Origin of the sequence: Candidatus Arsenophonus nilaparvatae (assembly GCF_045346035.1) — a bacterium.
Lineage (GTDB): Bacteria > Pseudomonadota > Gammaproteobacteria > Enterobacterales > Enterobacteriaceae > Arsenophonus > Arsenophonus nilaparvatae.
The window spans coordinates 2,559,798-2,578,817 of the sequence record NZ_CP158507.1; the positions used below are offsets into that span (position 1 = coordinate 2,559,798).

Sequence of the window (19,020 nt, forward strand, 5' to 3'; positions counted from 1 at the left end):
TATGATATCTACTCAGTACTTTTGTCATGGCCGGCCTGCAGTAATAAATAAAGCTACTTTTAAACAGTAGCTTTATATTATGTCTGCTTACATTTGGCTGATATTCGCTGAATATTACCGACACGTTTATTTGTTGATCACAAGCGTTGCTATTTGAATAACATCGCTCATTGCGTTAACCAATATACTCTAAACCTCTCATGTAAGGACGTAAAACTCCAGGTATTTCAATCCGCCCATCAGCTTGCTGATAATTTTCCATTACCGCTACCAAAGTACGGCCAACAGCCAAACCGGAGCCATTTAAGGTATGCACTAACTGCGGCTTTTTATCCTCTTTATGACGGAAACGTGCTTGCATGCGACGTGCCTGGAAGTCCCAGGTATTTGAACAAGAAGAGATTTCGCGGTAGGTATTTTGAGCCGGTAGCCAGACTTCCAGATCGTAGGTTTTACAAGCTGCAAAACCCATATCGCCAGTACATAAAACAATTTTACGGTAAGGCAATTTTAGTAATTGCAATACTTTTTCTGCATGGCCAGTTAATTCTTCCAGTGCGGCCATCGATTTTTCTGGCTCTACTATCTGCACTAACTCAACTTTATCAAATTGATGCATACGGATCAGGCCGCGCGTATCGCGGCCATAAGAGCCCGCTTCAGAACGAAAACAGGGAGTATGCGCTGTCAGGCGGAGAGGTAAACTTTCTGCCGCTAAAATTTCATCCCGAACTAGATTAGTCACCGGCACTTCAGCGGTTGGGATCAACGCATATTGCTGATTTGATGCCTGTTCTTCCAATGGTTTGGTATGAAAAAGATCTTCACTGAATTTGGGTAGCTGGCCGGTGCCATAAAGGGTGGCATGATTAACTAAATAGGGAACATAAGTTTCCGTATAACCATGTTGTTCGGTGTGTAAATCTAACATGAATTGCGCCAATGCCCGATGCAAGCGCGCAATTTGGCCTTTCATGACCACAAAACGGGAACCAGTAATTTTTACCGCAGCCGAAAAATCCAAACCATCAGTTAATTCACCTAATGCCACATGATCCTTAATGGTAAAATCATATTGACGCGGCTCACCCCAACGACTTATTTCGACATTGTCGGTTTCATCGTTGCCGTCTGGTACACTGTCATCAGGTAAGTTGGGTAAACTTAAAGCAATATTACGAATGTCATCCTGTATTTGCGTTAGTTTACTTTTAGCACTATCCAGCTCTTCACCTAACTGGTTAACTTGCTTACGTAAAGCTTCAACATCTTCACCGCGCACTTTTGCTGCACCGATGGTCTTCGAGCGGGAATTTCGTTCTGCCTGCAAGCTTTCTGTTTTAATTTGTAAATCTTTGCGTTCTTGCTCCAGTCTACGCAACATATCTACATCGAGAATAAATCCCCTACGAGCCAGTTTTTCAGCAACTACGTCTAGCTCATTACGCAGTAAATTTGGATCGAGCATGCTTAACCTGTAAAATTATTATGGTTTAAAAATAAAAACAACCTGCCAGTCTTCTCTGACACTTAACACTTTTTTAGCCTGATCTGGCTACATTACCCCATTGAGATTTTTAACGATAGCGTTTTGTTAAGCTATTTTGATCCAGTTCAGCCAGCCAGGATAATTTTTCGCCAATTTTTCCTTCTAAACCACGATTTGATGGAAAATAATAACGTGTTTCTTGCATTTCGGCGGGAAAGTAATTTTCACCAGCGGCATAAGCATTGAGCTCATCGTGAGCATAGCGATATTCTTGACCTAAGCCCATCTCTTTCATTAACTTAGTCGGTGCATTACGTAAATGAGGGGGGACATCATAATCTGGCTGTTGCTTTGCGTCTGTTATGGCGGCCTGAAAAGCCTTATAAACGGCATTACTTTTAGCAGCACAAGCTAAATAGACAATTGCTTGGGCAATGGCTCGCTCTCCTTCCGCTGGGCCAACACGGGTGAAACAATCCCACGCCGCTATCGCAACTTGCATTGCTCTCGGATCAGCATTGCCTATATCTTCAGAGGCAATAGCCAGCAGGCGACGAGCAATATATAAGGGGTCACCACCAGCAGTGATAATTCGGGCATACCAATAAAGCGCTGCATCGGGGGCAGATCCACGGACAGATTTATGTAGTGCGGAAATGAGATCACAATAACGATCGCCTTTATTATCAAAACGAACACTTCTTTCACCACTAATTTCTTTTAGTAAATTTACGGCTAATATTCGCTGATCTTTATCATTGAACTCAGCCATATCAACCATCATTTCCAGTAAATTTAATGCTCGTCTGGCATCACCATTGGATAATTGGGCTATTATGTCACGGGTATCATCGGGCAAAATAATTTTCTGTCCACCATAACCACGTTCTCTATCCTCCATTGCCTGCTGCAAAACCATGACAATTTCTTCATTAGAAAGCAGTTTCAGTAGATAAACCCGTGCGCGTGAAAGTAAGGCTGAGTTGAGCTCAAAAGAAGGATTTTCTGTTGTGGCGCCAATAAACGTTACCGTACCATCTTCTATATGAGGTAAAAAGGCATCTTGTTGACTTTTATTGAAGCGATGAACTTCATCAACAAATAAAATCGTTCTTCGCCCTAATTGCCTATTTTGGCGGGCAATTTCAATCGCCTCGCGGATCTCTTTGATACCTGAGGTTACCGCTGAGATCTTTTCAATGGCGGCATCCGCATAGTGACCGATAATTTCAGCCAGGGTCGTTTTTCCGGTACCTGGCGGCCCCCACAAAATCATGGAATGCAGTTGACCTGCACCAATAGCACGCGCGAGTGGCTTGTCCTTAGCTAATAAATGGAGCTGGCCAATATATTGCTCTAAGTTGATTGGCCGCATTTTTGCGGCCAATGGTTGAAATTCATTAGATGAAAAATCAAGTGGCAAATTAGTCACCTCACCTCCTTGACCTTTGATCATCAACAGTTACACCTTGTGGTGGATCAAATTTAAATTTGTTGTCATCAACATGGCTATTTTGCTGGCCTTTGAGCTGATATGAACTCATTTGGCCATCTTGCTCTACCGCCGTAAATTGTTGAATAGTGCCATCAGGCTGAACAGTAATGGAAAAATGTTTCAAATTTCCCTTATTTTGGGTAGCTGTTAGCAGAAAATCATTATCATTTTGACTAATCTGATAACGTTTCCAATCCTGCGGATCATTACGGGTTATCAACATAAACGGTGTATCCGTCGTTGCCTGACTCAATAAAGTTACCGTAACTTGCTCAACAAAAGGATTATAAAACCAAAGATTAGTACCATCAGAAACTAACCAACTTTCATCTGGTGCTACCATATGCCAGTTAAATAAATTTGGCCGTTTGATCCATAGCTGGCCTTCACCTTGCTGAATTAAATCACCATCAGCACTGGTCACTTTTTGTGTGAAATTAGCATGAAAACTATTTATTTTATTTAGGCGCATTTGCAGTTCAGAAGCGGCATCTGCCCATACCTGGCTAATATGAAAAGTTATCGCTAACAAGCCTAGCATTATCAATTTTTTCATTAAGTAATGACCTTTTTATCCATCATATTTATTGGTTTTAAGATAATATGTTAAATCAATGTCCTGTCGGTGGTGGTGTTAAGACTTCGCGATTACCATTGTGGCCTGGTTCACTAACGATCCCTTGCGCTTCCATCTGTTCAACAATCCTCGCGGCACGATTATAACCAATGCGGAATTGTCGTTGAACGCCAGATATTGAGACGCGTTGCTTTTCCGTCACAAATTCAACCGCTTGATCAAATAGTGGATCAAGCTCTTCATCACCATCATAACCATTACCACTCTCACCCTCATCGCTAGCCTTAGTAATGTTATCAATATACTCGGGCTTACCTCTAACTTTCCAATCTTTAACCACATCATGCACTTCCTGATCGCGAACAAACGCGCCATGGACACGAATTGGAATAGAGGAGTTAGGCGGTAAGTAAAGCATATCGCCCATGCCTAATAAAGATTCAGCGCCACCTTGATCAAGGATGGTGCGAGAATCTATCTTGCTTGATACAGTAAACGCAATCCGAGTCGGTATATTCGCCTTAATTAAACCGGTAATAATATCAACCGATGGCCTTTGCGTCGCCAAAACAAGGTGAATACCGGCTGCCCGCGCTTTTTGTGCCAAACGCGCAATTAGCTCTTCAACTTTCTTGCCAGCGGTCATCATGAGATCGGCAAATTCATCAACCATAACAACAATATAAGGCTCTTTTTTTAGTACCGGGTGACTACTATCCATGCTATCACCTGGCTTCCAAAATGGATCAGGTATCGGGCGCCCCATACGTTCAGCAGCATTAATTTTATCGTTATAGCCCACTAAATTTCTTACCCCTAAAGCAGACATTAGCTTATAGCGACGTTCCATTTCATTAACACACCAACGCAGTGCATTAGCTGCATCTTTCATGTCGGTGACAACTTCGGTCAGCAAATGAGGAATGCCCTCATAAATGGAGAGTTCCAACATCTTAGGATCGATCATGATAAAACGAACATCCTCAGGCTTTGCTTTATACAAAATACTGAGGATCATGGCGTTAACCCCAACCGATTTACCCGAACCAGTGGTACCGGCAACCAACAAATGGGGCATTTTTTCTAAATCGGCGATAACCGGTTCACCTTCAATATCTTTACCTAATACAATGGTTAATGGTGAGGGGTTGCGCCGAAATTTATCACAATCAAGCACTTCGCGTAGATAAACCGTCTGACGCTTTCTATTGGGCAATTCTAATCCTACATAAGGTTTACCCGGTATCACCTCAACAATACGTACGGCAGTTGCTGATAAGGAACGGGCTAAGTCCCTTGATAAATTGGAAATACGTGCCGCCTTCACGCCAGGAGCTAACTCCAATTCAAAGCGGGTAATAACCGGGCCTGGAGAAAAACCAACGACTTCCGCTTTTACCCGATAATCACTTAAACGCGCTTCAATTAAACGGGATGTTTGCTCCAGTGCAAACATATCAACCGGCTCATTTTGGGCGGGTGGACTGGCAAGTAGATCTAATGATGGCATCGGTGTAGTGGGTTTTGGTAATGGTTGATCACTACGTACTAGAAAAGGATGAAAAAGACTTCCCTGCTCGGGTAATGTTTGTTCGACGTTTTGCTTTTTATCCTTATTAGTAGATAGCGGTATTTCGCTGACCTCTTTTGCTAGTTGCTCCTGCGATACCTCGCTATCTTCTGCCAATGGCCATTTATGCTCTATATGCGGCTGGCTTTCAACTGATGTATTTAATTCTGCCTCATCTGATGTAATCGGTTTGTCTTTGTCACCAATTCTATCTGTTGGTGGATTAAGATTGTTAGTTATATCAGTGTCATAACGTTTATTTTGCTGCTGCAAAAACTGTTCACGTAATTTATCTTCATTCCAATCATCAATACTAAACTCAGCACCATCCGGTTGCGTTACTGAATTTTGATAAGCGTTTTGTTCAGCAGCCAATTCCTGCTCTTTTTGTGTCGTTAGACGATTGCCGTAAAGTTCACGTCGCGTTGGTAAACGAACAGGATTAGGACGTGGAAATTCTGGGCCAATTCCCTTTTTAATTTGCGATTTTACTGGCGTGAAAGCAGTACTAGGGTCAACCTCAGCATCTATTTTTGTTACCGATGATATTAATGTTTCACTTAAATTTGCGGTTTTATCTTGCTCGCTAACTTGAGTAACGGTATTAGCATCTATCGATTTATTTAGATTAACATCATCATCCATTGGAACAGGTATATCTGAAGGTTTGCTAAAGATATCTTCATCATATTTGTCCAGCGTTGCCGATTGAATATCAAAACCAACTTCAGTTTCATCAGGCATCAGAGTGGATGCCTTTTCACCATGCAATTCATGGTTTTTATTATTGCTCAATTCCTCTTTCGCTAGCTGACTAATTGGCGAAGCTGAAAAAAGTACATCATCGGGATCGATATAATCTACATTGGTGCCAGCGTACAATTTAGCCGGATGAGGTGAAACATAAGCTTCTGTTGTCTGACGCTTATTATTTCTACGAGTACGATTAGTGATTAATGATATGGTTGCTAAAACTAGTGCGCCAATCTTTTCCGCAATCATCAACCATGACCAACCGGTAAATAAGGTGAAACTAACTGCCCATATACAAAGTAACGCTAAGGTTGTTCCTAAAATATTAAACCAAGGCAAGATGGCATTACTAAAAACACTACCAATAATTCCGCCAGAGGAAAAATTAGGTAAATCATCAATATTAAGTGATGCAAGAGCACACGATGTAATTATTAGCGCCAACCCACCGATCAGGCGTAAGGAAAGGACAAAAAAATCCAGACAATTCTGGTTATCAATATCTTTAAATACATTCCAACATCCTAACAACATAACTAATGGTATAGCATAGGCTAAAATGCCAAAAACAGAGAAAAGAATATCCGCTGACCAAGCACCAATACCACCAGCTAAATTTTTAATCGGTTCATTCCAGGTGGTCTGCGACCAGCTAGGATCGGAGGGATGAAAACTTATCAGGGCCACCACTAAAAAAATCGCCCAGATAGTAATTATAAGTAAAATAATCTCTGTCAGTATCTTGCCATTACTGATCTTTTTTAACTTAATATTTTTGTCTTCTGTATATTCCTGGCCCAAAACTAACACTCCAGGTTTTTCCTGTTGATTGAAAGGAACAACGCTGAGTAATGCTCAGCGTTGAAACTGTATGCATAAACAGGAGTGTACCTAACTTTTTCCAGTTTTGCATCTATTTGATTAGCGTGTCTTAATGACCAAACGATTACTCTGTTTTACCTCTTCCATTACTACATAAGTACGGGTGTCATTGACACCTGGAAGACGAAGTAAAGTCTCTCCTAACAATTTACGATAAGCAGACATATCAGGAACACGTGTTTTAAGTAAATAATCAAAATCCCCAGAGACTAAATGACATTCCTGAATTCCCTCCAGTTTTTGCACAACGGCATTAAACTGTTCAAAAACATCCGCAGCACCACGGTTCAAGGTAATCTCAACAAAAACCAACAAAGATGCATCGAGATAGTGTGGATTTAATAAAGCAGTATAACCTGAAATAAAACCTTGACGTTCCAACCGGCGCACGCGTTCCAAACAAGGTGTTGGTGATAACCCTACTCTCTTAGAAAGCTCTACATTAGAAATACGACCATCCTTTTGTAATTCATTCAGTATGTTCCTATCTATACGATCAAGATCTTTTCCTGGACGCTTTTTGTTATCAATCATTTCGTTATCTCTCTTTTATCTATTTTTTTATACCCATTACATTCCCTATTTTCTTTTCTTATGATTGAATTGGAAAAGATGCAATAAGGTTAAACTCCGCCTGACCATTAGTATTTAGTAGTATAATTCATCTTGTAGATAAATCATCTGGTTAGTTTTCAATTTGATAATGAAAAGTAGGATATTTATCTATTTGTTTAAATGATGTTCAATTTCAATTAATCAAATGAGGTAATTAATCCTACAAGATGTTTTCTCAAATACACAACCGATTGTCAAAGATTATGAATAAAAATCAGAACATCATATGGAAACGAATGTATTATTAACTAATTGTCAATAAGATATAAGGAAAATTCTCAATTTAAAACGTTATTTCACGAAAAATAATCTTTTTTCATGACTTGCTGCCTTAATAAAATGTTAAAGATAAGCTAATAAAAATGACTATTACTTATCATCTTTTAATTCAATTTACTTTTTTTAATTTTTCTAATCTCCTACAATCGCCACATTGAATAAATATTCTTAAAAAATGGAGCATCTATGAACACCACCAATCATAGTAAAGTTGTTATTCTAGGATCTGGCCCAGCTGGCTATACAGCAGCAATTTATGCCGCCCGAGCAAACTTAAGTCCGGTATTAATCACCGGCGTTCAACCAGGCGGACAATTAACCACAACCACCGAAGTTGAAAATTGGCCTGGGGATCATTCCGAATTAATGGGGCCGGTGTTGATGGAACGCATGCTGCAACATACTAAAAAATTTGCGGCAGAAGAAAACATTATTAATGATCACATTCATAAGGTTGATCTGCAGCAACGGCCGTTCCAACTGACTGGCGATAACGGAATATATAGCTGCGATGCACTTATTATTGCTACCGGCGCCTCAGCTCGCTATCTGGGTTTACCTTCTGAAGAAGCCTTTAAAGGTCGTGGTGTTTCAGCCTGTGCCACCTGTGATGGTTTTTTCTATCGCAAACAAAAAGTTGCTGTTGTGGGGGGTGGAAATACCGCTATTGAAGAAGCTCTTTACCTATCAAATATCGCTTCAGAAGTCCATGTTATTCATCGACGTGAAACATTTCGAGCCGAAAAAATCCTTATTCAGCGAATGATGGAAAAAGTAAAAACTGGCAATATTGTATTACATACCAATTTTACTCTCGATGAAGTATTAGGTGACAATAGTGGTGTCACTGGAATCAATTTACGTTCAACCCAAAATGACAACATAGAGATGCTTTCCGTGACTGGCGTATTTATCGCTATTGGCCATACGCCCAATACAAGTATCTTTGCCGATCAGTTAGTGTTAGAAAATGGCTATATTCAAGTGCAATCTGGGACTAAAGGCAATGCGACCCAAACCTCAGTTGAAGGTGTTTTCGCTGCCGGTGATGTTATGGATCATATCTATCGTCAAGCGATTACCTCAGCAGGTACTGGTTGTATGGCCGCCCTTGACGCCGAACGTTATTTAGATGCGTTATACCGCAAATAAATGTTACAAATTATAATAATTTAATAAAGTTCTTTAGCAGGCGCTGTCGAAATAGCGCCTTTTTAGCTGTAACATACCTCTAAAGTTGATATTAGATAAAATTAACATCAACCCGTTGTAATAATTAACTTAACGCCGGTATATAAAATTATCACTATGGATAAACAAAAACAAACTGAACTGGTCAAATGGTTGAAACAACAATCAGCACCAGCAAAACACTGGCTACGCTTATCCATGTTACTGGGAATTATTAGTGGCCTACTTATCGTTACCCAAGCCTGGTTTTTAGCCACCATTTTACAAGCATTAATTATAGACAATGTACCGAGAGAACAACTACTTGTTCAATTTTCATTACTCATTTGTGTATTTATTGTAAGAGCAATAATTAATTTTATACGAGAAAGTGTTGGATTTATTTGTGGCAAAATTGTTCGCCAGCAGATCCGTAGCATGGTACTAAATAAACTTAACCAATTAGGACCTATTTGGGTTAAAAATAAACCCGCTGGTAGTTGGGCTACTATCATCTTAGAACAAATTGAGGACATACAGGATTATTACGCTCGCTATTTACCTCAAATGTATTTAGCCGCTATGATCCCGATTATCATTCTGATTGCAATTTTCCCGCTTAACTGGGCCGCTGGCTTAATTTTATTTATCACCGCACCTTTAATCCCCTTATTTATGATATTAGTTGGGATGGGCGCCGCTGATGTTAATCGACGAAATTTTGTTGCTTTAGCCCGATTAAGCGGTAGATTTCTCGATCGTTTACGTGGACTGGATACCTTACGACTTTTTTTCCGTGCCAACAAAGAAATAAAAGATATTGAACAAGCAACCGAAGAGTTTCGTAAAAGAACCATGGAAGTCTTACGGATGGCATTTCTCTCTTCGGCAGTGTTAGAATTCTTCGCCTCAATCTCCATCGCCATTGTCGCGGTTTATTTTGGTTTCTCTTATTTAGGCGAATTGCATTTTGGTAATTATGGCATACCGGTTACCCTTTTTGCTGGTTTTTTAGCTTTGATACTCGCCCCGGAATTTTTTCAGCCACTACGTGATTTAGGCACTTATTACCATGCTAAAGCACAAGCAGTAGGCGCAGCAGAATCTCTATTTACATTATTAGCCAGCATAGAACAACCATCGCCACTATCGCAAAACAATCAGCTAATGACGCCGGCTCAACCTTTAACTATTACAGCACAGCAACTAGAAATTTTTTCTCATGACAATGTACGCCTGGCTGGCCCGTTAAATTTCACCCTATTGCCAAACCAACGCATCGCATTAGTCGGCCAAAGCGGAGCTGGCAAAAGTTCACTATTAAATGCATTACTGGGTTTTCTACCCTATCGTGGATCGCTAACGGTTAATGGAATCGAACTTAGGGATCTCGATATGGCTGATTGGCGCAAACAACTTAGCTGGGTTGGCCAAAATCCCCATTTACCGGCACAAACCATCATTGACAATATACGTCTCTATTCAGCCGAAGCTTCTGCAGCCGCAGTCAATATTGCAATGGAAAATGCTTATGTAACCGAGTTTATTAAGCATCTACCCGCGGGGGTTGATACCCAAATTGGCGAAAATGGCGCTCGCTTATCCGTTGGACAAGCACAACGAATTGCTGTCGCCCGCGCGTTATTAAACCCCTGTCTTTTGCTTTTATTGGATGAGCCTGCAGCAAGTCTTGATATGCAAAGTGAGCAACGGGTGATGACAGCACTTAATGCGGCCTCAACTAAACAAACAACCTTGCTGGTTACACATTTATTAGCAGAAGCTGCCGCATATGATCAAATATGGGTGATGGAAAATGGTTTAATTATTGAACAAGGCACATACAGCAAGCTAAGCCAGACTAAAGGAGCTTTTAGCCGCCTGCTAACTTATCGCGCAGAGGAGATATAATATGCGTGTACTACTCCCTTTTCTTGCGCTATATCGTCGTCATTGGTTACTACTTAATCTTGGCATTATATTAACCATTATTGCGGTACTGGCGAGTATTAGTCTACTAACTTTATCAGGTTGGTTTTTAGCCGGAACGGCACTTGCAGGCGCTGCCGGACTGTATACCTTTAATTATATGCTACCCGCAGCAGGCGTTCGTGGCTCAGCAATTATCCGAACTGCCAGCCGTTATGCCGAACGGTTGGTTAACCATGATGCAACTTTTCGTGTCTTAGCACATTTAAGGATATTTACATTTCAAAAACTATTCCCGCTTTCACCTAGCGGTATCGCACACTATCGCCAAGGAGATATTCTTAATCGTCTGGTAGCTGATGTCGAAAGCCTTGATCATTTGTATCTACGGGTGCTTTCTCCCATTTTTGCTGCTTTGGTTATTACTATTTTACTCACTTTGGCATTAAGCACATTAGACTCATTTCTTGCCCTTACTCTGGGTACAATTATGCTGTGTTTACTGATTACCTTACCCTGGTTTTTTTATCAGGCGGGAAAATCTATTGGACACGATCTCATTATATTTCGCAGCCAATATCGCGCTTGTTTAATCAATATTATTCAGGCAAAAGCGGAACTAACTGTTTTTGGGGCATTACCTCGTTTTCGGCAAGTATTAACCGATCTAGAAACCAACTGGCTAAAACGCCAACAACAGCAATCTAACTTAACCGCGCTATCACAATCTATTATGATTTTTATCTCCGGCCTTACCGCAACCCTATTAATGTGGATGGCAGCAACTGGTGTTGGTGAACAGCATAAACCCGGTGCGCTTATTGCTCTGTTCGTCTTTTGTACCTTAGCTGCGTTTGAAGTTCTTGGGCCGGTGGCGGTTGCATTTCAATATTTAGGGCAAGTGGTTACTTCAGCAAATCGCTTAATGGAGTTAATTAATCAGAAGCCAGCCGTGACATTTCCCGCTTCAAATATAACAACGAATAATCAGGTTGACATCAAATTGCAAAAAGTGCATTTCAGTTATCCCCAACAACCGCAACCGACATTAAAAAATATCTCTTTAACACTCAATGCCGGTGAACATGTTGCGCTACTAGGTAAGACCGGTTGTGGTAAATCTACGCTGTTACAATTATTAACCCGTGCATGGGATGTCAGCTCAGGCCAGATCTTGATAAATGGCCACCCAATTAATCACTATAATGAGAAAACATTACGTAAATTAATGGCGGTAGTTCCACAGCGAACACATATTTTTAGTGATACTTTACGTAATAATCTGCTAATAGCGAAAGATGATGCAAGTGATACCTTACTGACAAAAGTAATAAAACAAGTCGGTTTAGACAGCTTGATTAAAAATCAAGGGCTCGATAGTTGGATCGGTGAAGGTGGCCGACAACTTTCAGGTGGCGAACAACGGCGATTAGGTATCGCAAGAGCCCTACTTTATGATGCGCCAATAATTTTATTAGATGAGCCGACTGAAGGATTAGATGTAAAAACTGAAAAACAGATACTAATTCAGTTGCAACAGCACTGCCAGGACAAAACCTTGTTAGTTATTACCCATCGTTTACAGGGTCTGGAAAAAATGGATCAAATATATGTGATGGATGATGGAAAAATTATTGAGCAAGCGACCCATGCAGAATTATTACAATTAAAAGGGCGCTATTTTCAATATTATCAAGCTCAAATAGTACTAGCATAATTACGAAATTAGTTAATAGGACGGTTATATGTTTCAGCTTGATGATGGATCTTATATCTTTCCAGCGCCCGAATATGCTCTACATGAACCCAATGGTTTACTAGCCATCGGCGGTGATCTGGCTGTTGGTAGATTACAATCTGCCTATTATGAAGGGATTTTCCCTTGGTTTAATCCAACGGAAATTCCATTATGGTGGTCGCCAGATCCACGTGCAGTTCTCTTGCCAGCAGAAATACACATTAGCCGAACAACTAAAAAAAGAATGAGAAAAACCGCTTATACCATTACGCTAAATCATGACTTTGAACAGGTTATTGCCGCCTGCGCACAACGGCAAGAAGGAACCTGGATCACCCACCAAATAATAGAAGCCTATACTGCTTTGCATCAACTGGGCGTTGCTCATTCCGTTGAAGTTTGGTACAACACAAAATTAATTGGTGGACTATATGGCGTTAATGTTGGTAAAATTTTTTGTGGTGAATCGATGTTTAGCCGTGTTACTGACGGTTCTAAATATGCACTTATTGCTTTTTATCACCATTTCCTGCGTTTCGGTGGAAAACTGTTTGATTGTCAAATAATTAATGCATATACCGCCTCTTTAGGTGTGAAAGAGATCCCTCGAGTACAGTTTTTAAATTATCTCTATCAATATCGCGATCAACCTATCGATAAAGCATGTTGGCTAAAGCAAACCATAAGTTTACCCAGTGCAGCAGAAATTAATCATTTTGAATGATTAACTGGAAAATATTTTTCTACCTAAACAAAGGCAACAGATAGCTGATTTAGCATCAATTTGAAGATATAAGTGACAGAATCATTCATGCTATTGCAAACTAAGTTAGATGGTTTGCTATGATATTATTACATTTTATTTTTTTATCGTTCGCGTTGTTCAAACCGTATACTTGTTGTATATTTTTGTACTATTAAGCTTTAATGCTGTAATTTTCGTATCTTGATAAAAAGAAAAAGTGACTTTAAACTCGACACTCCTTTACATAAGGAGGGTTTTTCGGCATTATCTTGCCCGTAAAAAACTTGGTGATTAACTCAGAGGATTAGATGGCCAAAGAAGACAATATTGAAATGCAAGGTACAGTACTAGATACTCTGCCCAATACCATGTTCCGTGTTGAACTAGAAAATGGACACGTAGTTACTGCGCATATTTCTGGCAAAATGCGTAAAAATTATATCCGTATTCTGACGGGCGACAAAGTGACTGTCGAGTTAACACCTTATGATCTGAGTAAAGGCAGAATCATCTTTCGTAGCCGTTGATCGCCTCTTCTCTCAGGCTCTTGCCATAGACGATTGGAATATCGTCTATGGTTATAAACCATCTGTAATTAAATTATTGCATTCTCTGGTTTAGTTTTATGCATACCTTCAAAATGATAAGTTAATTTTTGCGTCTTCTTATTCAGATCGATCTTAACAGCACCACCGTGACTCAACTGCCCAAATAAAAGTTCATTAGCTAAAGGTTTTTTTAGATTATCCTGGATCACTCTTGCCATCGGCCTGGCTCCCATCGCCTTATCATAGCCTTTAGCACAAAGCCATTGACGTGCCGCATTACTGATTTCAATTGATACACCTTTTTCATCAAGTTGCGCTTGTAACTCAACAATAAACTTATCAACAACTTGGGCAATAATTTCTGGTGTTAAACCATTAAACCAAATTATGCCATCCAATCGATTACGAAACTCAGGCGCGAAAATTCGTTTTATCTCTGATAATGCATCGGTACTATTATCCTGCTCAGTAAAACCAATCGATTTACGTTGTGTTTCTTGCACACCCGCATTTGTGGTCATCACCAAGACAACATTACGAAAATCAGCCTTACGGCCATTATTATCGGTTAAAGTACCATTATCCATCACTTGTAATAAAAGATTGAATACATCAGAATGTGCCTTTTCTATTTCATCTAATAAAACGACCGAATAAGGATGTTTTATAACCGCATCTGTCAATAAACCACCTTGATCAAAGCCTACATATCCTGGTGGGGCACCAATTAGCCGACTAACTGTATGACGTTCCATATATTCTGACATGTCAAAACGTAACAATTTAATATCTAATGCCTTTGCCAGTTGCACAGTGACTTCTGTCTTACCGACACCTGTTGGCCCAGCAAATAAAAATGCACCAATAGGTCTGTGGCTACTACCTAACCCCGCTCGATTCATTTTAATCGCTTCGCTGAGGGTTTGAATAGCTTGCTCTTGGCCAAATACTAGCAATTTCAATCTATTATCTAAATTTTTCAATCGCTCTTTATCGCTAGAAGAAACTGTTTTTTCAGGAATCCGGGCAATGAGGGAAATAACTGATTCTATCTCCTGTACCCCAATTGTTTTTTTACGTCGGTTTTGTGGCATCAAACGCGTTCTTGCACCCGCTTCATCAATAACATCGATTGCTTTATCCGGTAAATGGCGATCTGTAATATATTTTACTGATAAATCAACCGCTGCTTTAATCGCTTTGGGACTATAACGAACATTATGGTGAGCTTCATACTTAGCTCGTAATCCATTAATAATCTGTACCGTTTCGTCAGCAGAAGGTTCGACGATATCAATTTTTTGGAATCGTCTTGCCAGCGCACGATCTTTCTCAAATATATGACTAAATTCTTGGTAGGTAGTTGAACCCATCACCCGGATCCGGCCACTCGATAGTAATGGCTTAATCAGATTAGCCGCATCAACTTGTCCGCCAGATGCCGCTCCAGCACCAATAATCGTATGGATTTCATCAATAAAGAGAATACTTTTTTCATCTTTTTCTAACACATTTAATAATGCTTTAAAGCGCTTTTCGAAATCACCACGATACTTAGTACCCGCCAGTAGTGAACCGATATCCAGGGCATAAATAGTGCAATCTTTCATTACTTCCGGGATATCATTTTGTATGATACGCCATGCTAGCCCTTCCGCAATCGCTGTTTTACCTACCCCAGATTCACCCACCAATAGCGGATTATTCTTTCGCCGCCGACAAAGAACCTGGATCGTTCTCTCCAGCTCCAGCTGACGTCCAATTAAAGGATCAACTTTGCCGGCTTTTGATAATTGGTTAAGGTTGGTAGTAAAGCTATCCATCCGTTCTTCAACGCCAATAGCTTCTTCATTCTGATAAGCGGCATTAATAGAATCGGAATGGCTATTATCAGCCTCACTACCTTTGACCATGCCATGAGAAATAAAATTAACAACATCAAGCCGACTTACATCGTGTTTACGCAATAAATAGGCTGCCTGAGACTCTTGTTCACTAAATATAGCAACCAGCACATTAGCACCAGTAACTTCATTACGCCCAGATGACTGCACATGAAACACTGCACGCTGCAATACTCGCTGAAAACTTAGCGTAGGTTGAGTATCCCGACTATCATCCTCAGGCAATAATGGCGTTGTTTGTGAAATAAAATGCTCCAATTCCTGTCGCAATACCACAAGGTCAACTTTGCAAGCATCTAAGGCTTCCCTGGCCGATGTATTACTGAGTAACGCCAGCAATAGATGCTCAACCGTCATAAATTCATGCCTGCTATCTCTTGCCTTGGCAAAAGCTACATTAAGACTAAGTTCAAGTTCTTGGTTAAGCATAATCACCTCCCTATAAATTAGTCTAATCAGACTTCTTCTATCGTGCAAAGTAATGGATATTCATGTTCTCTTGCATAAATATTAACTTGCGCGGCCTTTGTTTCTGCAACCTCAGCAGTATAAACCCCACAGATCCCTTTCCCGTGAAAATGAACATCCAACATAATTTGTGTGGCTTGTTCTTCATCAAAAGAAAAGTATTTTTTTAACACTTGTATTACAAAATCCATTGGTGTGAAATCATCATTATTCAAAATCACCTTATACATTGAAGGTGGCTGTAAAGCATGTTCCACTTGTTCCTTGAGCCTGACATCCGTCTGATAATCTGATTGGCACTCACTCATTATGTAAAAATCCAGTTAAATATTTTAATTATACATTTTTCTTAATTATTCTTAGTTTATCACTTTGATCCCATTTGTGACCAATCATCCTTAAAAAAGTAAATAATAAAAAAACAGTGACCTATAGCGTTATCTAAATCAAATTTTAGCAACTGAACCAGTTTCTACGAATAGAGTACACTTGACGCCATATATCTTTTTAATACAGTATATTTTATGAACAAGCAATTTTTAGTTAGCTGCAATATGAAATGAGCTGTTCACAGGCACTTGTTTGATAAAACCCCATTATGAAGGATGATGTATGGAGACAGGTACAGTTAAGTGGTTTAATAATGCTAAAGGTTTTGGCTTCATCTGCCCCGAAAATGGTGGCGAAGATATCTTCGCACACTATTCCAGTATCCAGATGGAAGGGTACCGTACATTGAAAGCTGGACAAAAGGTCAATTTTAGTTCAACTAAAGGGCCTAAGGGTAACCATGCCAGCCTTATTATTCCTGTAGAAAATGGATAGGTTGGTTTTCATTGCCTTTAATCATTTGCTATTTTAATTATTGCTCCCAAGCTTCTTTTGGGAGCATATAAATATTTATTACTCATTCCCTTGCCAAAGCATCTACCGGTTTCAACTTTGCCGCGTTGCGGGCGGGTAAAAAACCAAAAATGAGGCCAATGATGGTTGAGCAAACTAAAGCGCCAAGCAGTGGCATTAGGCTAAAAGCAAACTGCCAATCCGGTAATAGTAAGCGCGCAATAAGCGCCACGATATAAGAGAGTAAAATCCCTAAAAAACCACCAAACAAACAAATAAAAATTGCCTCTATCAAAAATTGTTGCATAATATCGCTATTTCGAGCACCGATTGCTATGCGAATACCAATTTCTTTCGTCCGTTCGGTTACTGAAACCAGCATGATATTCATCACACCGATACCACCGACTAGTAAGGAAATAACCGCCACTAATGTTAAAAATAACTGTAGCGTATTGGTCGTTTTTTCTATCGTTTTAATCAATGTATCGAAGTTATAGGTAAAAATATCCTTTTTACCATGCAATACCGTTAACAATCGCGTCAATTGTTGTTCTGCTTCTAACGAGCTATACCCCTGTTTGATCCTAATATAAAAATTATCAAAATAAGAGCGATTCATCAGACGACTACTCATCGTAGTATAAGGCATCCAGATCTGTAGCATATTGCTATTACCATAAACTGACTTCTGCTCAGCCGCCACCCCAACAATAGTAACAGGCATATTGCCGACTAATATTATTTCACCAACAACCTGTTTCTGCTTAGGAAAAAACATATCCTTGGTATTTTGATCAATAACAATCACCTGTCCATGGTGCTTAACCATATCGCTGGTCAAAATTATACCTTCGCTCATTGACATGGCATAAACATCGAAATATGACTCTCCAACGCCAAATGCACTGGCTGCTGAATTCCGATTACCATAACGTAAGAGAACATCAGTACTCATTTTACCTGATATAGCAAAAACATATGGCTGCTTTTGTAGCGCATCCACATCGCTTATGGTCAGCGCCCGTCTATCTTCTGGGCTGACGTCGCTAAATCCTTTACCAGGAAAAACTGTGATAGTATTTGTCGCAATTGACTGAATATCGGCTAATACCGATCTTTTGGCCGCATTACCAATAACAAGAATACTAACGACCGAGGCAATACCAATAATGATGCCAAGCATAGTGAGTAATGTGCGCATTTTGTTAATTAATATTGCTCTCCATGCCATTAGTAACGCTTCTCTAAACTGATTAAGTCGTTGCGTTATTGAAATTTGCTGCTTTTTAGCAGAGAAAATCGGCGGTAATATTTTTGTTGGCTCGCGTTGCACGGAATGATGGATAATTTCGCCATTTTTAATTTCAATTATCCGCTCTGCCTGCGCTGCGATCTGCATATTATGGGTAACCAGAATAACAGTATATCCCTGTTGGCATAGCTGTTTAAGAATAGCAATAACTTCATCACCAGAATGGCTATCCAATGCCCCCGTTGGCTCATCAGCTAAAATAATTTGCCCACCGTTGATCAATGCCCGAGCAATGCTGACCCTCTGCTGTTGGCCGCCAGATAATTGCGTCGGATAATATTTAATTCGGTCACTCAAACCAAGGCGTGCTAATAATCCAATTGCTCGTTTACGGCGCTCTTGCTGGCATGTACCGGCATAAATAGCCGGAATTTCAACATTCTGTTCGGCAGTCAAATAAGGTAACAAATGATAACGTTGGAATATAAAGCCAAAATATTCGCGGCGTAAAACAGAAAGCTGCTCGTCATCCAGTTGAGCTATATTTTGCCCAGCCAGATAGTATTCACCATAACTTGGTTTATCTAAGCAACCAAGAATATTCATTAAAGTTGATTTGCCAGAGCCTGAAACGCCAACAATCGCTACCATTTCCCCTGCGTTTATGGTCAAAGAAATATTTTCTAGTACCTTTACCTGTTGTTCACCTGTTCGATAATTACGACCGATATTACTCAATTCAAGTAATGCACTCATTCCT

At 40.0% G+C, this 19,020-nt stretch carries 14 protein-coding genes and 1 pseudogene; 7 read left to right on the forward strand and 8 right to left on the reverse strand.

Annotated elements, in window-relative coordinates; translation table 11 throughout:
* Positions 1–175: 175 nt before the first annotated feature.
* From serS to lrp, 5 genes are all read right to left on the reverse strand, one after another.
* On the reverse strand, positions 176–1,468 hold the full coding sequence (gene serS / locus WH390_RS11935) for a serine--tRNA ligase (protein WP_032116322.1): 1,293 nt from the start codon (positions 1,466–1,468) through the stop codon (positions 176–178).
* 109 nt (positions 1,469–1,577) lie between these two features.
* Positions 1,578–2,921: a replication-associated recombination protein A gene (locus tag WH390_RS11940; RefSeq protein WP_032116360.1), complete on the reverse strand. Its 1,344-nt coding sequence runs from the start codon at positions 2,919–2,921 to the stop codon at positions 1,578–1,580.
* A 1-nt stretch (position 2,922) separates the two neighbouring features.
* Positions 2,923–3,540 carry an outer membrane lipoprotein chaperone LolA gene (gene lolA, locus WH390_RS11945; protein WP_032116321.1) on the reverse strand — a complete coding sequence of 206 codons (618 nt, stop codon included), beginning with the start codon at positions 3,538–3,540 and terminating at the stop codon, positions 2,923–2,925.
* 55 nt (positions 3,541–3,595) lie between these two features.
* The gene (locus WH390_RS11950) at positions 3,596–6,685 is read right to left on the reverse strand and encodes a DNA translocase FtsK 4TM domain-containing protein (RefSeq protein ID WP_406850728.1); all 3,090 of its coding nucleotides are present in this window, start codon (positions 6,683–6,685) and stop codon (positions 3,596–3,598) included.
* Between the two features lie 120 nt (positions 6,686–6,805).
* Positions 6,806–7,300, reverse strand: a complete 495-nt coding sequence (lrp, locus tag WH390_RS11955) for a leucine-responsive transcriptional regulator Lrp (RefSeq protein WP_026822393.1) — start codon at positions 7,298–7,300, stop codon at positions 6,806–6,808.
* A gap of 546 nt (positions 7,301–7,846) precedes the next feature.
* Here lrp and trxB point away from each other — a divergent pair.
* The 6 genes and pseudogenes from trxB to infA all read left to right on the forward strand — a co-directional run bounded on the left by trxB (position 7,847) and on the right by infA (position 13,769).
* The gene (gene trxB, locus WH390_RS11960; protein WP_032116320.1) at positions 7,847–8,812 is read left to right on the forward strand and encodes a thioredoxin-disulfide reductase; all 966 of its coding nucleotides are present in this window, start codon (positions 7,847–7,849) and stop codon (positions 8,810–8,812) included.
* 156 nt (positions 8,813–8,968) lie between these two features.
* Positions 8,969–10,741 (forward strand): heme ABC transporter permease/ATP-binding protein CydD, encoded by a 1,773-nt coding sequence (gene cydD, locus WH390_RS11965; RefSeq protein WP_032116319.1) that lies wholly within the window; start codon positions 8,969–8,971, stop codon positions 10,739–10,741.
* A gap of 1 nt (position 10,742) precedes the next feature.
* Positions 10,743–12,476: a heme ABC transporter ATP-binding protein/permease CydC gene (cydC, locus tag WH390_RS11970; RefSeq protein ID WP_032116318.1), complete on the forward strand. Its 1,734-nt coding sequence runs from the start codon at positions 10,743–10,745 to the stop codon at positions 12,474–12,476.
* A 28-nt stretch (positions 12,477–12,504) separates the two neighbouring features.
* Complete coding sequence (aat, locus tag WH390_RS11975; protein WP_032116317.1) at positions 12,505–13,221, forward strand: leucyl/phenylalanyl-tRNA--protein transferase; 717 nt, start codon at positions 12,505–12,507, stop codon at positions 13,219–13,221.
* Between the two features lie 278 nt (positions 13,222–13,499).
* Positions 13,500–13,593 (forward strand): annotated as a pseudogene (locus tag WH390_RS11980) (hypothetical protein); the annotation flags it as partial.
* Complete coding sequence (gene infA / locus WH390_RS11985; RefSeq protein ID WP_004244560.1) at positions 13,551–13,769, forward strand: translation initiation factor IF-1; 219 nt, start codon at positions 13,551–13,553, stop codon at positions 13,767–13,769. The pseudogene WH390_RS11980 and the gene infA, both read left to right, overlap by 43 nt.
* A gap of 68 nt (positions 13,770–13,837) precedes the next feature.
* Here infA and clpA read toward each other — a convergent pair whose 3' ends face one another.
* Together clpA and clpS are read right to left on the reverse strand one after the other, a co-directional pair.
* On the reverse strand, positions 13,838–16,123 hold the full coding sequence (clpA, locus tag WH390_RS11990) for an ATP-dependent Clp protease ATP-binding subunit ClpA (protein ID WP_032116316.1): 2,286 nt from the start codon (positions 16,121–16,123) through the stop codon (positions 13,838–13,840).
* A 26-nt stretch (positions 16,124–16,149) separates the two neighbouring features.
* Positions 16,150–16,470, reverse strand: a complete 321-nt coding sequence (clpS, locus tag WH390_RS11995; RefSeq protein ID WP_032116315.1) for an ATP-dependent Clp protease adapter ClpS — start codon at positions 16,468–16,470, stop codon at positions 16,150–16,152.
* A gap of 304 nt (positions 16,471–16,774) precedes the next feature.
* Here clpS and cspD point away from each other — a divergent pair, with 304 nt between their 5' ends.
* A complete protein-coding gene (gene cspD / locus WH390_RS12000; RefSeq protein ID WP_032116314.1) occupies positions 16,775–16,987 on the forward strand; it encodes a cold shock domain-containing protein CspD in 213 nt (70 codons plus the stop codon).
* Positions 16,988–17,069: 82 nt separating this feature from the next.
* Here cspD and macB read toward each other — a convergent pair whose 3' ends face one another.
* Complete coding sequence (macB, locus tag WH390_RS12005; protein WP_032116313.1) at positions 17,070–19,016, reverse strand: macrolide ABC transporter ATP-binding protein/permease MacB; 1,947 nt, start codon at positions 19,014–19,016, stop codon at positions 17,070–17,072.
* Between the last annotated feature and the right edge of the window lie 4 nt (positions 19,017–19,020).

Excerpts from the sequence above, each read along its gene's own strand:
- serS (WP_032116322.1), bottom strand. The coding sequence starts at position 1,468 with ATGCTCGATCCAAATTTACTGCGTAATGAGCTAGACGTAGTTGCTGAA.
- lolA (WP_032116321.1), bottom strand. The coding sequence starts at position 3,540 with ATGAAAAAATTGATAATGCTAGGCTTGTTAGCGATAACTTTTCATATT.
- lrp (WP_026822393.1), bottom strand. The coding sequence starts at position 7,300 with ATGATTGATAACAAAAAGCGTCCAGGAAAAGATCTTGATCGTATAGAT.
- trxB (WP_032116320.1), top strand. The coding sequence starts at position 7,847 with ATGAACACCACCAATCATAGTAAAGTTGTTATTCTAGGATCTGGCCCA.
- cydD (WP_032116319.1), top strand. The coding sequence starts at position 8,969 with ATGGATAAACAAAAACAAACTGAACTGGTCAAATGGTTGAAACAACAA.
- cydC (WP_032116318.1), top strand. The coding sequence starts at position 10,743 with ATGCGTGTACTACTCCCTTTTCTTGCGCTATATCGTCGTCATTGGTTA.
- aat (WP_032116317.1), top strand. The coding sequence starts at position 12,505 with ATGTTTCAGCTTGATGATGGATCTTATATCTTTCCAGCGCCCGAATAT.
- infA (WP_004244560.1), top strand. The coding sequence starts at position 13,551 with ATGGCCAAAGAAGACAATATTGAAATGCAAGGTACAGTACTAGATACT.
- clpA (WP_032116316.1), bottom strand. The coding sequence starts at position 16,123 with ATGCTTAACCAAGAACTTGAACTTAGTCTTAATGTAGCTTTTGCCAAG.
- clpS (WP_032116315.1), bottom strand. The coding sequence starts at position 16,470 with ATGAGTGAGTGCCAATCAGATTATCAGACGGATGTCAGGCTCAAGGAA.
- cspD (WP_032116314.1), top strand. The coding sequence starts at position 16,775 with ATGGAGACAGGTACAGTTAAGTGGTTTAATAATGCTAAAGGTTTTGGC.
- macB (WP_032116313.1), bottom strand. The coding sequence starts at position 19,016 with ATGAGTGCATTACTTGAATTGAGTAATATCGGTCGTAATTATCGAACA.